We start from the raw sequence: 15,203 nt of genomic DNA, 5'->3' as shown, positions 1-15,203 counted from the left end.
GGATTAAGTGTAAACTGAATTCAATAAAACGTTGAAAACCTATATTATTCGTAACATAATAGAATTTAGCAGACAATCATTAATTACAGGATTCAAATAAAACGAAATCCTAAATGGATGGTGAGCAATCGTTGCTTTCTACCGATTCGAACGCGCTCCGCATCTACGAGGCGCTGGCCAGCGAGGTCCGGTTAAAGATCATCGATAAACTATACGAGCGGGAAAGACACGTGAAAGAGCTGGCTGCGGAGCTGTTCCTGAGCAACGCGGTCGTCAGCGGACACATTCGCAAGCTCGAAGAGGCCGGCATCGTCGGGAGCAGAATGAAGCGGATCGACGGCGGGACGTACAAGCTCTGTTACGTGAAAACGGAGTTCTTGCAGATCAAGCTGTCTCCGGATGCTCCCGCTTCTTTAAGCTGCCACGAGCTGTCCCTGCCGATCGGCCAATATACCGATTACGAGGCTTGGCCGACATGCGGCATCGCGACGACGGAGAAGGTCGTCGGCCAGTTCGACAATCCCGTCTGCTTCATGGACCCGGAGCGCGTGAACGCGGGCATCCTCTGGATGGCCAAGGGTTGGGTCGAGTACAAGCTGCCGAACTATTTGTACAAAGACCAGCGGCTCCACGAGATCGAGATCTCGCTCGAGATCGGTTCGGAGGCGCCGCGCGTGAACGAGAATTGGCCGTCGGACATCCGCTTCGATCTGGGCGGCAAGACGGTAGGCGTATGGACAAGCCCCGGCGACTTTGGCGATAGAAGGGGACGGCTGACGCCGGAGTGGTGGCATTCGGACGTCAATCAATACGGCTTGCTAAAGGTGCTTCGCATCAAGGAGAACGGCGCATATGTCGACGGGCAGAAAATCTCCGGCGTCGGCCTCCGCGACATCGAGACGAACGCCATGAATTGGACGCTTCGGATTGCCGCCGAGGATACGGGCCGTGGCCGGGGAGGCCTTACGCTGTACGGCAAAGGCTTCGGCAATTACGATCAGGACATTGTCGTGCGGAGCTATTACGAGTAAGGGCGAGCGTTACCTTTGTTGAGACCAGGCGTTGACGCCTCGGTCTTTTTTTTGTGGTTTGGCCGGTTCGGGGCGGGGGGAGCGATGCATTTGGCGGGCGGCATGGCGAGGACCGGATCGCGATGCAAAGGTGGGACAAACGTTACGGACCGTAGTGACGTTATTTTAGCGCATGAAGCGAATATTGGCGTGCTTGCGGACCGTGGGTTCGATGGAATGGGCAAATTCGTGCGACAGCGGTTTTAAGTACATCCGCGTGTCCAAGTGCGGAGCGGCAATCCCTCTTAAAAATAAGGAATCAAACTAAAAAATGACGCGCTTATGGACGCGGCCGGCGCCCCTTACAATGAAAAATGTAAGCAGCTAACAAGCTGCAAGATCATAAGGGGGGAGTCAAGCATGAAGTCATTGAAATCCCAAGTCGCAGGCGTCGCCGTGGCGTCGCTGTTCACCGTCGCGCTTGCCGCGTGCGGCAGCAATAACAATAATACGGCCTCGCCGTCCGCCGCGAGCTCGTCCGCGGCCAGCCCGTCGGCGTCCGCATCCGCGTCGGCCAGCCCGTCGTCCAGCGCCGCGAGCGCCGAGCCGGTCACGCTCAGCATGCTCGTCTCCGGTTCCAAGGCCGCCGACGGCGCCGACTTCGAGCTCGACACGCTGCCGAAGCTCGTCAAGGAGAAGTTCCCGAACGTCACGCTTGAAGTCCAGAAGCTGCCCGACGAGCAGTATTACACGTCGGTCAAGACGAAGCTGGCCGCCGGCGAAGGCCCGGACATTTTCCTCGTCTTCCCGAACATGGCGAACATGGGCGCGATCGAAGTGGCGAAGGCCGGCTACGCGGCCGACCTGTCCGGCCTTAGCTTCTGGAACAACGTGAGCAAGGCCGCCATGAACGACATGAGCTACGAAGGCAAGCCGTACGCGGTCGCCAAAGGGATGGACATCCTTGGCACCTATTACAACAAGGATCTGTTCGCGAAGGCCGGCATCGCGGAGGTGCCGAAGGATTGGGACAGCTTCCTCGCCGCATCCGAAAAGCTCAAAGCCTCGGGCGTCACGCCGATCGTCATGGGCGACAAGGACCCGTGGGTCGTGCAGTTCGGCATGTACCAGCTCGCCGCGAACACGGTCTATCCGTCCGATCCGGACTTCGACAAGAAGCTGCAGACCGGCGAGACGCAGCTGACCGACGCCAAGTGGGTCGAGACGGTCAACCAGTACAAGACGCTGTACGACAAAGGCTACGTGTCCAAAAACTCGCTCGGCATGGCCAGCGCGCAGGCGATGCAGCAGTTCGTCGACGGCAAGGCGGCCATGATCTTCACGGGCACGTGGGATCTGCCGGGCGTTACCGCCAAGGGCGCGGCCGACTTCGAACGCGGCTTCTTCTCCCTCCCGGGCAACAAGGCGGGCGAGCCGGTATACGCATCCGCGGCGACGGCGGCGGGCTACGCGCTGAACGCCAAGTCCAAGCATCTTGACGTCGCCAAGCAGATCTTCGAATACCTGTACGACGGCCAGTCGCCGCTCTTCCAGGCGTGGGTGGCGTCGAACCCGTCCATCAGCGTATTTAACGGCGTGACGCTCAAGAACGACATCTTCAAGGACGTGCTGACCGAGATTCAGAGCACGGGCCACGCGTTCTACTTCTCGAACCAAATGTGGCCGGCCGGCGTCAGCGACGTCATGCAATCCAAGTTTGCGGAGATCATCGGCGGCAAGAAGACGACGGCCGAAGACGTCACCAAGGCGATGCAGGACAAGTACAAAGAACTTTATAAAGGCTGATCGCCAGCGAGATTAAGGGGGGAGCGCGGTTCCCCCCTTGATGCAATTCACGCCGAAAGGAAAGAAGCATCATGAACAGTGCCGTGATGAAAAAAACGATGTTTTGGTTCGTGCTCCCGGCCCTCCTTTTTTTACTGCTTGTTCTGGGTGTTCCCGATCCTCAAGCTTTTCCAGTACAGCATCACCGACTACAACGGCTACGTCCAGAAGTTCAGCTACGTCGGCCTCGACAACTTCAAGACGCTGTTCCGCGAGGAAATCCTCGGCTTATCCGTCCGCAATACGCTCATTTATACGTTCGTCACCGTCGTCCTGGGCAACTTCGTCGCCCTTGCGATCGCGTTCCTGCTGAATGCGAATATTCGAGCCAAAGGTCTGTATCGTTCGGCATTTTACATCCCGACGCTGTTCAGCGCGATCGTCGTCGGCTTCATCTGGAGCTACGTGTACATGCCGGACGAGGGACTGATTGCCTCTTTTCTCCATAAGATCGGAATCAACGGAATCGATACGAACTTCCTCGGCAGCTACGGCAAAGCGCTTTACTCCATCATTGCGGTCGACATCTGGAAAAACATCGGCACGAGCACGATCATCTTCCTGGCGGGCCTGCAGACGGTACCGACGGACTTGATCGAAGCGGGGAAAATCGACGGCGCCGGACGCTGGAAGCTCGTGCGCTTCATCAAGATTCCGCTGCTCGCGACGTCCGTCACGATCAACGTCACGCTTAGCGTCATCAACGGGCTGAAGGCGTTCGACTATCCGTTCGTCATGACCAACGGGGGTCCGGGCACGTCGACCAATACGCTGATCTACGCGATGTACAAGATGGCGTTCACCGACCAGCTGTTCGGCAAAGCTTCGGCACTCGGCATCATCTCGTTCGCGCTCATCATCGTCATCACCGCCGCGTTCGTCTTCACGCTGAACAGAAGGGAGATATCCGCATGACCTCCGCGTCCGTCGCCAAGCGCTCGCTCACCCATGTCGCGCTGCTCGCGCTCGTCTTTCTCAACTTAGTGCCGCTCATCATCGTGCTGTCCAGTTCGCTGCGGTCGCCGAAGAACATGACCGACCCGCTGAACTGGTTCAACGAGTTCACGTTCGCCAGCTTCCGTTCGGCCTTCACGCGCATGCACTTCCCGACCGCGCTGTGGAACAGCGTCGTGCTGACCGGCGTAGCGGTCGTCTTCGTCGTCCTGCTGGCCGCGATGGCCGCCTATCCGATGGCGCGCATTCGCAGCCGGCTCAGCAAGTTTTTGTATATTTTCTTTTTTGTCCGGCCTCGTCGTGCCCGGCCAGATGGTGCTCATCCCGATCATCCAGATGATCAAGTCCGTCGGCATCCCGATGAACCAGTACACGCCGATCCTCATGTTCATCACGTGCAGCCTGCCGTTTTCCACGTTTCTGTACACCGGCTTCATCCGCAGCGGCGTGCCCGAGGAGCTGGAGGAAGCGGCGCATATCGACGGGGCGGGCATGTTCCGCAGATACTGGCAGATCGTATTCCCGCTGCTGCTGCCGGTAACCGTCTCGGTCGTCATCACGCAGGGCGTCTGGATCTGGAACGACTATTTCTTCAACATGGTGTTCATCACGAAAACGCTGGCGGCGCCGCTACCGGTCGCCATGCTCGGCTTCCTCGGCGACCAGCAGAACCCGGCGCAGTGGAACGTGCTGTTCGCGGCCTGCATCCTGTGCGCGCTGCCGCTGCTGCTCGCGTTCCTCGCGCTGCAGAAGTATTTCGTCGGCGGCATGACCGTCGGGGCGGTCAAAGGCTGAGCGTATCGGGCCGGTTCTTGAGCAACCCGCCGGTCCGCTATGCTTGCGTCCGAATATCGGCTATCATGAGAAGACTCCGGACGGAGTCTTTTTGCGCGATTCAGAAAGTAAGAAATCAGCGCTTGTTTTAAGCAGGTTAAGCGGGGTGCTGGGGACGATAAGTGATCCAAAGCAGTTAATCGGCGCGCAGACCCGGCTGCGGAGGAAATAATTGTTCAAAAGCAGTTAATCGGCGCGCAGACCCCGGCTGCGGAGGAGATGAATGTTCAACCGCATTTAATTTGTTCAAAACCGGGTCAAAACGTACGAAGGTGAGAATTTAACTGCGCTTCAACACTTATTTGTCCTCAGGAGATCGTGATCAAAGGAAATAACGGCGTTTTAACAGCTATTCAATAGGCGCCATGTGAAAGCCCGCCAAGGCCGAAGGCTTGACGTTGTTCACGGTTCCCTATTGCCGCATATCGGCCTCCCGCATCGTTGCGCGATTTGAGCGGGGGATAAAGGCGATTTTTACTGTTGGTTACTTTTAACGGAATGAAGGATTAATCGATGAGAATCAATTGGAGTCGATCGACTCCCCGCCGGGCGCGGGTCGCGCTGCTCGTCGCCTGCGCGACGGCGCTTGCGGGGTGCGCCAGATCAGACGCGAACCCGGTCATGCCGGCGCCTTCCGCCGAGACTGTCCCCGTGCTTTATATGACCGCCGGCAATCCGGGCTCGGGCAGCACGAGCATCATCGGCGAGCTCGCGACCGAATACGCCAAGACGCATCCGGACTTTAAGTTCAGGATCGAGAGCGTGCAGAATAACGATTTGTCGCAAAAAATGCAGCTGCTCGCCGCCAGCAACGATCTCCCGGCCATGTTCAGCTACCAGTCGGGCGAGCCGCTCATGGACATGATCCGCAGCGGCGCCGTGCTCGAGCTGCAGGGAACGTTCGATCGGCTGGGCATCGCGGACCGTCTCAATCCGGTCGCCGTCGATTTGCTGAAGCGGATGACGGACGGCATGGGGCTGTACGCGCTGCCGCTCGAGCTCAATATCGAAGGCTTCTGGTACAACAAGACGTTGTTCGCCCGCTATCATCTGGACGAGCCGCGCACCTGGGACGAGATGCTGCGGGCGGCCGGCGCGTTCAAGAACGCGGGCATTCAGCCGTTCGCCGTCGCCGGCAAGGACAAATGGCCCATCACGCGGCTGATCAACGCTTACGCCATCCGCAAGCTGGGCGCGGACGCGATGGAGCGGGTATACCGCGGCGAGCTGAAGCTGACGGACCCGGGCTTCGTCGAAGCCGCAGGTGCCGTGCAGCATATGGCGCAGGAGGGATACTTCGGGCAGAATCCGAATACGGTCGACATCGGCTCGGCCATGCGAGCGTTCACGCAGGGACAAGCCGCGATGATCTACACGGGCAGCTGGTCGATCCGCGACCTGAACAAGACCGTCGAAGGACGGATCGCGCCTGCAGAGATCGGCTTCTTCAGCATTCCGCTCGCGCCCGGCGGCTTGGGCGCGCTGGACGAGTACCCGGTGAATGCGGGGCTCACCACGTCCTTTTCCAGCGAGGCGTACGATGAGGGACTTGGCGATTTTATCAAGTACGCGTTCGCGCGGTACGGCCAGCGGTCGATGGACGAGCTGGGCCTGATTACGGGCTTCAAGGCGGATACGACGGGCGCTGGCGTGCCGCCGCTCACCAGAATGGTGCAGCGCAAGCTGGATAGCGCCGCGCGGACCGCGCTTTGGTTCGAGGCGCGTTTCGATACGCGCACCCAACTGGCGGCTTGGGAAGGCGCGCAGCTGTTGATCGAAGATTCAAGCTATACGCCGGCCGCCTATATGACCGAGCTGCAAGCGGCGCTGGACGGCCGTTCCGGCTGATCGGGGTTGAGACGTCGAGGACGCACATTCCGTTTCCCCTTGGGGAGACGGATTTTTTTTGTCTTAAAAATAAGGACTAAAACCAAAATATGGCGCACTTATGACGCATCAAGCAACCGCTTACAATGAAACTTGACATCGGCGATCCTGCGCCGGACGGGGAGTGATGAAGATCGCGGGGCCATCGGGCCCGAGGCGGCGGCAGGAAACGATCGATCCATACTTAGAGAAACGGCAGGTGTGCAAATGAACAAGACTATCGTCCGCACGGGCAAAAAGAGCGTATCCGCGCTGCTGGCCGGCGTACTGTCGGCGGGCTTGGCGCTCGGCGCGCACGCACCGGCGGCTTCGGCGGCGGAAACGGGCGGCGCCATCGCCTTCAAAACGCAATCGGGCGGGGTATTCGACGGCATGCCGCTGTTCGACGGCAACCCGAGCCATCTCGACGCGTTCGTGGATACTTACTACGACTACATCGGGCTAGAAGGAGCGGCCTTGTACGCGACGGGCCTCCGGGACAATTATACATTCGTCATGGACGATGCCTACAACAACGGACACAAGGGCAAAACGGTTCCCGGCGGTTTGGCCGCGGCGGACAACGTATACGGGGTATCGACGGACTTTCCCGCGCTCGTCGGCCTCGGACAGACCTGGAACAAAGCGCTGGTGTCGCAGGTCGGCAAGGTCATGGGCAGCGAGAAGATCAGCCAGCTGAACGTCAAGCAGGGGACGGCCAACATTCACAACGGCGCCAATGCGTCCAAGCCGATCGCGTTCACCGCGCTCTCCGACGTGCGCGTCAATCCGCTCAACGGCCGGACGCCCGAAGGCTATGGCGAAGATCCTTATCTGTCCGCGACGCTGATCGACAACATGGCGTCGGGCCTTGCCGGCACCGACCAGGCAGCGAGCCAGGACGGCTTCTGGCAGCGCGCGGTCGTCGGCACGAAGCACTTTTCCTTGTATAACGCGGAGTGGTTCCGCCAGACGTCGAGCACGAACGCCGGCGCGCGGGCCATTTACGAATACCAGATCCCGTCGGCGTTCAAGGGGCTCGAGTCTGGCTCGGTCGCCGGCGTCATGACCTCGTTCGGACGCACCAACGGCGTGCCGAACATCATCTCGCCCTACATGATTCTAGGCAGCCAGCTCGCGCGCTACGGCATGTATTCGTCGCCGGACTTCAACGGCGAGAATCACCTGTTCAATACGAGCTTCAGCAACGGGTTCGACGCGCAGTACACGCTCGACCGCAAGCATGCGCTCGCGCTGATGGTGCTGGCGCATTCCGAATCCGTGCGCGCCATCGGCACGGACAAGACGGACGCCGTAACCTTGGCGAACGCGGTCAACGAAGGCCTCTACGGCATCACGCTTCAGGACGTGGAGGAGGCCGGCCGGCCGATCGTGAACCAGCTCGTGCGGCTCGGCATCTTCAACGAAGTCGACGCAAGCGGCGTGCCGATCGACTATCCGTTCGCCAATCAGGCGAAGGACGTGTCTACGACGCTGACCGACTACAGCACGGCCGCGCACCAGGAAGTCGCGCTGCAGGCCGCGCGCGAATCCGTCGTCCTGCTTAAGAACACGGACGAAGCGCTCCCGCTGTCCAAGACGAAAAAAGCAGCCGTCGTCGGCGCATATGCCGACATGCGGATGCGGCCCGGCTACGCGGCGACGACGCCGACGGCGCTCGGAAACGCGGGCAAGACGCCGCTTTATTCGATCCTGAATACGCTCGGCGCGTCCAAAGTGAAGTTCTCGACCGGCAGCGCGGTCATCGCGCTCAAATCGGCCGCGAACGGCAAGTATGTCACGGCCGGCACGGGCGCAGGCGCGCAGCTGAACGCGAGCTTCGCGGGCGCTGCCGACGCGCTGACCGATGCGCAGCTGTTCGATTACTACGATTGGGGCCAGAACGCGGCCAGCCTGAAGTCCAAGGCCAACGGCCTCTGGGTGACGGCGCCGACCGCGAACAGCACGGGCGTGGGCAACACCGCGACCGCGAACCTGCTGCTGACCAATCCGGACTGGACGACGCTGGCTTCGCTGGGCAACAACAGCACCGTACCGGCCAAGCTCCGCTTCGAATCGAACGGCGGCAGCTCCGTGTCGATCGTCTCGGGCGGCCTGGCCATTCAGACGGGCCTATTCAGCGGCCGCCTGCTGACGACCGGCGCCGACGGCGCCATCGCGACCGCGGCTTCGACGATCGGCACGATCGCGAACTTCAATGCGCGGGGCGATAGCGCCAAGTTCGACAAGACGGTCGTGCAGGAAGCGGGCACCGGCGCCGACATCGCGGCGATGGCGAACACGCAGGACTATGCGCTCGTCTTCGTCGGCGCGCATCCGAACAACAGCGGCGGCGAAGGCTCCGACCGCGCCGACCTGTACCTGGGCGCGGACGATTACAAGATCGCGCACAACGTCGCGGCGGCGTTCGCGGCCAAAAACAAGAAGACGATCGTCGTTCTCCTCGCGAGCTCGCCGGTTATCATGGAAGAGATTCAGAAGGACCCGAACGTATCCGCCGTCATCACGCAGCCGTACTCCGGCGAGTTCGACGCGCAGGGCCTGACGGACGTTTTGTTCGGCGACTACGCGCCGACCGGCCGCCTGTCCGCGACCTGGTACGCGGATATGTCCGCGCTGCCGGCGATCGACAAGTATTCGATTCCGGAAGGCAACACGACGATCGCGGGCGTCGACCAGCTGGACCCTCGCTTCGTATCCGACATGTTCAACGCGGATCCGGTCGAGGCCAAGCTGACGTATATGTATACGAACGCGCCGGTCACGTACGAGTTCGGCTATGGACTTTCCTATGGCGAATTCACGTACAAAGAGTTCACGGCGCCTACGGCGGCGGCAGCGAATCAGAAGTTCAACGTATCCGTGGAGCTTACCAACGAAGGCTCGATCACGACCTCCGAGGTCGTGCAGCTGTACGCGCGGAAAAACGGCTCCGCCTACGGCGAAGAAGTGCCCGCCAAAAAGCTGGTCGCCTATGACAAGGCCGAACTGACCCAGGGCGAGCACAAGATCGTCACGCTTAGCGTCGATCCGAAGGACCTGGCGATCTGGGACGTGAACAAGGGCGATTATATCGTCGAGGACGGCTCCTATACGTTCATGATCGGCCGTTCGTCCAAGGATATCCGAGCGACGAAGGACATCGCGATCTCCGGCGATTCGCTGGCGACGCTGGATGCCAAGACGGCTTTTAACGTATTCGACCATGCGTACGATTCTTACGCGGTCGTCTACCGCGAAGCTTCCAAGGCGCGCACCGTTGAGAGCCTTAAGGGCGACAAGATCGCGGGCGAATACTACGCGGTCATGTCCAAAGGCGCAGGTGCCTGGGTCGCGCTGCCGAAGGCGGACTTCACGGGCGCGAAGAAGATTAGCGCAAACGTAGGTACGAACGGGGCGGGCGGCAATATCACGCTGCGGGCGGACTCGCCGACGGCCGAGCCGTTCGCGACGATCGCGGTGCCGGTCACGGGCAAGACGACCTATGTCATGCCGACGGCCGCCGACCAGACGGTTAACGAGCTGGGCTATCAGAAAGTATCGGCTGCCGTAGCGGCGGCGCCTGCAGGTACGCATACGGTATACGTCGTGTTCGACGCCGCCGATCTGCGCATCGATTCGCTGCAGGTCACGCAGACGGCCGTGAACATCGCGAAGCCGGTGGACGGCGCGGCGCTGCCGGCCGCGAAGCCGGGCGTGGCATACGATCAGACGCTGACGCTCGAAGCGAGCGGCGGTACCGCACCATACTCGTGGAGCGTGACAGGTCTGCCCGAGGGACTGAGCTTCGACGCCGCGACGGGCAAGATCACGGGCACCGTGGCGGACGGCGCAGTGGATAGCCGTCCGTATACGGTAACGATCTCGGCGACAGACGCGAACGACGAGACGGTATCGGTCAAGAACACGCTGACCATCGGCGGCGCGCTGGGTATCGGCCAGCCGGCGAGCGGAGATACGCTTCCGTCGGCTAAGGTCGGCGCGGCTTACAGCGTACAGCTGGCTGCATACGGAGGCACCGAGCCGTATATCTGGACGGTTACGGGACTGCCGGAAGGTCTCGCGCTCGATGCAGCTGCGCAGAAGATCAGCGGCACGCCGGCTGCGGGCACGGAGATCGACAGCCCGTACGAGGTCGTGATCCGGGTGACGGATTCCGCCAATATTTCTCGGGAAATGACGGCTTCTCTGACCGTCGCGCCGTCGGATCCGGTCGATCCGGGTACGGCGGAGTTGGCGATCACGTCGCCTGCTGGCGGCAGCGCGATCGTATCGGGCAATGAAGGCAGCGCGTACGATCAGGTGCTGACGCTGACGGCAACGGGCGGCACGGAGCCTTATGCGTGGAGCGTGAGCGGATTGCCGACGGGTCTCGCGTTCGATCCCGCGACGCTGCGGGTATCCGGTACGCCGACGAGCAGCGGTACGTTCCCGCTCACGATCACGGCGACGGATGCGGAAGGCCGAACGGCAACGGTGGCCGCGAGTCTCACCATCGCGCCGATCTACGTGCCGCCGTACGTGCCGCCGGTGACGACGCCGGTCACAGAGACGAACCAACCGGATGGCGAAGGCAAGTTGAAGGTGACGGATACGATGCTGACGCTAGGCGACGCAAGCGCATCCGTGACGCTACCGGCCGGCACGAAGACGGCGCAGCTGCCGGCGAGCTTGCTCGGCAAGGCGGAAGGCAAGAGCCTGGAACTGAAGGCGGACGGGTTGTCGCTCACGCTCCCGACAGCGGTGCTGAAGCAGCTGGCGGCCGCGATTCCGGCGGATCGCCTCGGAGATGCGCAGGTGCAAGTATCGTTTAAGGCGGTAGATGCGGCTGCGGCTGCGCAGGCCGTTGGTGCTTCGACCGTCGCGACTGCCATAAAGCAGACAGGTGACGTCATCGAGTTCACGCTGACTGTCGTGGTTGGCGACACGAGCACGGCCGTGACGACGTTCGAAGCGCCGATCACGCTGACGCTGAAGGCGGAGGGCGTCTCGAATCCGAAGCTCGGCGGCATCTTCTATTTGAAAGGTGACGGTACCCGCCAGTATGTCGACAGCAAGTACGTCGACGGCGCCTATACCGCGCAAATTCAGCACTTCAGCAAGTACGCGGTGCTTGAAGTGAACAAGAACTTCGCCGACGTCCCGGCTTCGCACTGGGCGATCGACGTGATCAAAGAGCTCGCGGCGAAGCAAATCGTCGGCGGCACGAGCGAGTCGACGTTCGAGCCGGGCCGCACGATCACGCGCGCCGAGTTCACGCAGCTGCTGGCGGGCGCGCTGAAGCTGACGGACGAAGGCACGCAGTCCTTCGCCGACGTTTCGGCCGGCGCTTGGTACGCGAAGCCGATCGCGCTGGCGGCTGAAGCCGGCATCGTGACGGGCCGCGGCGAAGGGACGTTCGACCCGAGCGGCGCGATCACCCGCCAGGAGATGGCGACGATGATCGTGAAGGCGTACCGCTACCGGCATGGCACCGCGGCAGCCGCGGGCGCGGGCGCGACGTTCGCCGACGCGGATCGCATCGCCGCCTGGGCGGCGCCGTTCGTAGCCGAAGCCTCGTCGCTCGGCCTGCTGTCGGGCCGGGGGGCAGGGCAATTCGCGCCGCAGGGCGTGACGACGCGCGCCGAAGCGGCGCAGTCGGTGTACAATTTGCTGCAAAAGTAACGCCGTGCAAATACGATGTAAAAACGCCAAGCCGCGGGCTTGGCGTTTTTTCGCTGTCAGCATGGTATTTCGGCAATCGCCTCTTTGGCAGTCCCGAATCCGGCGATCAAGTGGATGGTAGGCGAGAGGGGGGCGGGGAGAAGTTGGAGTCGAAGTCAGGAATCGAAGACTGAAGCCGAAGACTGAAACTGAATTCAGATGTCGGCCGGGAGGCGATAGCTGCAAAAATGCAGTTCATTCAGCTTAACATTCGCAATCAAGGAATATAGCTGTGAATCTGCAGTTAACTGTCCCGAACGTGACTCCTTAAGGCCCCTGCCACTCGAAGTAACTGCACTTTTCATTTATCCGCTAATGGGCGGAACTAAGAAGGAGATTAGAAGCATTTATGGCATTTATGAAGCTAATCGACCCGCGGCGAGTGAAGGCGAAGCACCACGATTTGCGAAGGCGGGAAGCGCGAGTGAAAAAGAGCCGGCGTGCGAAGGAGGCCCGTCCGCTTTCTGTAACGAAAATTCGGCTGTTATTATTTCCTCGCGAAACTGTACGCTATCATCAGTATGCCGCCGATTGCGAGCAACGGAACGAAGCCATTGTCCCAAAAGCCCGTCACGTGAATCCTAGGCGCGCTATCAAACATGTGGATTTCGTACATCGCCACAATTTCTTTGCTGCGAGCTACCGTCGATCCGACCCGTTCGATTGTGTAAATCAGTCCGGCTGTGATGACGAGGATGACGCCCAGCGTGCGGAGATTGTTCGAGTTCATTCGTTAACCTCCGGACCAGATTCGTTTTCTTTTCTGTCTCGCTCGCGATGTCGACTAGGATCTCTAAATGCAAATGCGACACATAGCACTGGCGACTGCCGATGCGAAAAAACGTCAGATTCAGTTCATTCTATCTTGTACCGTTTAAATGGTAGCCTCAAGTGGCGGCTGAATTCCCATAATTATGATTAATTATATGAAAGAAAACTTATTTCAACAAACTTTTCCGTATATTTACGCTATCTCATAGCTTTGGGGAACGTCCCTGCGAGTCCCCCTGAAAAACGCGGAGCTTTCCCAAAAAATCCGTACCTTAATATTGCGGGCGCGATTGGTTAAAATGAAAGGAAACGGGTCGCGCCGGCGCACCATCATCGACTATTCGCCAAAAGCGCGGCGAGCCGGGCGGACCGCAGCTTTGGTTCCGCTTACAAGGCGCCCTCAACGCCCGTAAAGGATGCTTGCCATGATAACGAGACTACGCCGTTTTCTGCTGAAGCTCAGGCCGCCTCGAATCCGCAGCCGATTTCTGGCGGCGATGATTCTGGTTTCGCTTCCGCCGCTGTTCGTGCTGGGCTACGTCTCCCTGAACATTTCCAAGGACATGCTCGTGCAAAACCATATACAGGCCAACGCGGACCACCTTAAGACGTCCAGCGAGGTCGCCGATCTGCTCATGCGCAACATCATCAACATGAACCGCATCATCCTGTCTAACGACCAGCTCCGGCAGGAGCTGTACCGGAGCGGCGAGGCGAAGGCGGACGGGGAGGGCGTCATCGACGTCCGCACGGCCAACCTGCTGCAAAATATCGTCGTGTCGAACCTGTTCGACATCCAGAACATCGACTCGATCTGCCTGTTCGACCGCAACTTCCGGTCCGTCTGCTACGGACGTTCGGAACAGGCGGGGAAGTACGGCTCCGAGGAAGCCCGCGGCCTGATCGAGCGCACGGACTGGTACGCGCAGGCCGAGCAGGCCAAGGGCAAGGAAGTGTTTTTCGGCTACAACGTGCTCGAGGAGTCGCCGTACGGCAACGCGTTTTCCAGCGTTAAGCTGCTGCGCGACCCGAACCGGCTGAGCGGTGACAAGATCGGTCTTCTCGTCATCAACATCCGCAAGTCGATCTTCGAGCAGACGGTCAACGAAAGCGACGAGAGTGGATTTCTCGTGCTGGATACGCGCGAGACGAATCCGGTCGTCGTATACGATCTGCGTCCCGAGCTCACGGCCGGCGTCGGCGTCGGCGGCAGCCTGGACGCGACGTTCGCGAACATGCGCAAGGCCGGCTACCTGTACAGCCAATACCGGAACGCGACGAGCGGCTGGATGTTCGTCCACTTCGTGGAGGCGAAGGCACTGCTTCAGCAATCCCAGCGCATCACGCTGACGACGGGGCTCCTGGCCGCGCTCATGGCCGGCATCGCGCTTGCGGTGTCTTATTTTGTGTCGGGGACGATCACGAAGCCGCTGCTGCAGTTGAAAAAAATGATCGGCGACTGGGCCAAAGGCCATTCGTCGGCCGATGCGGGCGAGGCGTTCCTCGCGGACGAGGTCGGCGTCATCGGGCAGACGTTTCAACGCGTGACGGCGGACTACCAGGTGCTGAGCGAGCGGCTGCTGCAGGCGCAGCTCAAGGAGCGGGAAGCCGAGCTGCGCTCGCTGCAAGCGCAGATTAAGCCGCATTTTTTATACAATACGCTCGATTCGATCTACTGGATGTCGATGCTCGAGGAGAAGCACGATATCGCCCAGATGGCGCTGTCGCTGTCCGAGAGCTTCAAGCTGAGCCTGAACAAGGGCAAGGAGACGATCCCGGTCTACAAGGAGCTCAAGCATATCGAGCATTATATGATCATCCAGAATCTCCGCTACGACAACAGGTTCAAATACGAGCAAGAGGTCGATCCGGACATCATGAGCTACGAGATCATGAAGCTGATGCTGCAGCCGCTTGTCGAAAACGCGATCTACCACGGGCTCGAGCCCAAGGTCGGCGAGGGGACGGTTCGGCTGACCGGCCGTATGGACGGGGAATTCCTTTCGTTCACGGTGACCGACGACGGCGTCGGGATGGCGGATATCCGGAAAAAGGAGGAAGGGTACGGCATGCGGAACGTGCGGGAGCGGCTGGAAATCTACTACGGGCCGACGAGCTCGTTTACGATCCGCAGCCTGCCGGGCGAAGGCACGTCGATCGAGCTGCGCTTTCCGCACAAGTTATACAAGGAGGAGTAGA

The 15,203-nt window shown here is 60.3% G+C and carries 9 protein-coding genes; 7 read left to right on the top strand and 2 right to left on the bottom strand.

Annotated features, from left to right (window positions below; all coding sequences use genetic code 11):
* The first annotated feature begins 113 nt into the window (after positions 1–113).
* The 3 genes from OMP38_RS09650 (at position 114) to OMP38_RS09640 (ending at position 3,770) form a co-directional block, all read left to right on the top strand.
* Entirely contained in the window at positions 114–1,031 is a 918-nt protein-coding gene (locus OMP38_RS09650) for an ArsR/SmtB family transcription factor (RefSeq protein WP_420869604.1), read from the top strand.
* A gap of 399 nt (positions 1,032–1,430) precedes the next feature.
* Positions 1,431–2,816, top strand: coding sequence for an ABC transporter substrate-binding protein (locus OMP38_RS09645; protein WP_277564882.1), 1,386 nt, complete (start codon positions 1,431–1,433; stop codon positions 2,814–2,816).
* Between the two features lie 147 nt (positions 2,817–2,963).
* Entirely contained in the window at positions 2,964–3,770 is an 807-nt protein-coding gene (locus tag OMP38_RS09640; RefSeq protein ID WP_277564881.1) for a carbohydrate ABC transporter permease, read from the top strand.
* Here the strand turns inward: OMP38_RS09640 and OMP38_RS09635 are convergent.
* On the bottom strand, positions 3,739–3,948 hold the full coding sequence (locus tag OMP38_RS09635; protein WP_277564880.1) for a hypothetical protein: 210 nt from the start codon (positions 3,946–3,948) through the stop codon (positions 3,739–3,741). The genes OMP38_RS09640 and OMP38_RS09635 overlap by 32 nt on opposite strands.
* Before the next feature lie 146 nt (positions 3,949–4,094).
* Here OMP38_RS09635 and OMP38_RS09630 point away from each other — a divergent pair, with 146 nt between their 5' ends.
* From OMP38_RS09630 to OMP38_RS09620, 3 genes are all read left to right on the top strand, one after another.
* A complete protein-coding gene (locus tag OMP38_RS09630; protein WP_277564879.1) occupies positions 4,095–4,604 on the top strand; it encodes a carbohydrate ABC transporter permease in 510 nt (169 codons plus the stop codon).
* Positions 4,605–5,156: 552 nt separating this feature from the next.
* Positions 5,157–6,491: an ABC transporter substrate-binding protein gene (locus tag OMP38_RS09625; RefSeq protein WP_277564878.1), complete on the top strand. Its 1,335-nt coding sequence runs from the start codon at positions 5,157–5,159 to the stop codon at positions 6,489–6,491.
* A gap of 246 nt (positions 6,492–6,737) precedes the next feature.
* Positions 6,738–12,194, top strand: coding sequence for an S-layer homology domain-containing protein (locus OMP38_RS09620; protein WP_277564877.1), 5,457 nt, complete (start codon positions 6,738–6,740; stop codon positions 12,192–12,194).
* A 526-nt stretch (positions 12,195–12,720) separates the two neighbouring features.
* Here the strand turns inward: OMP38_RS09620 and OMP38_RS09615 are convergent.
* On the bottom strand, positions 12,721–12,963 hold the full coding sequence (locus OMP38_RS09615) for a hypothetical protein (protein ID WP_277564876.1): 243 nt from the start codon (positions 12,961–12,963) through the stop codon (positions 12,721–12,723).
* Between the two features lie 466 nt (positions 12,964–13,429).
* Between OMP38_RS09615 and OMP38_RS09610 the strand changes: the two genes are divergently transcribed.
* Positions 13,430–15,202 carry a sensor histidine kinase gene (locus tag OMP38_RS09610; protein WP_277564875.1) on the top strand — a complete coding sequence of 591 codons (1,773 nt, stop codon included), beginning with the start codon at positions 13,430–13,432 and terminating at the stop codon, positions 15,200–15,202.
* Position 15,203: the final 1 nt, after the last annotated feature.

Origin of the sequence: Cohnella ginsengisoli (assembly GCF_029525555.1) — a bacterium.
GTDB classification, from domain to species: Bacteria; Bacillota; Bacilli; order Paenibacillales; family Paenibacillaceae; genus Cohnella; species Cohnella ginsengisoli.
Note: the sequence above shows the minus strand (reverse complement) of the source record. Positions and strands in the feature narration are given on the sequence as shown.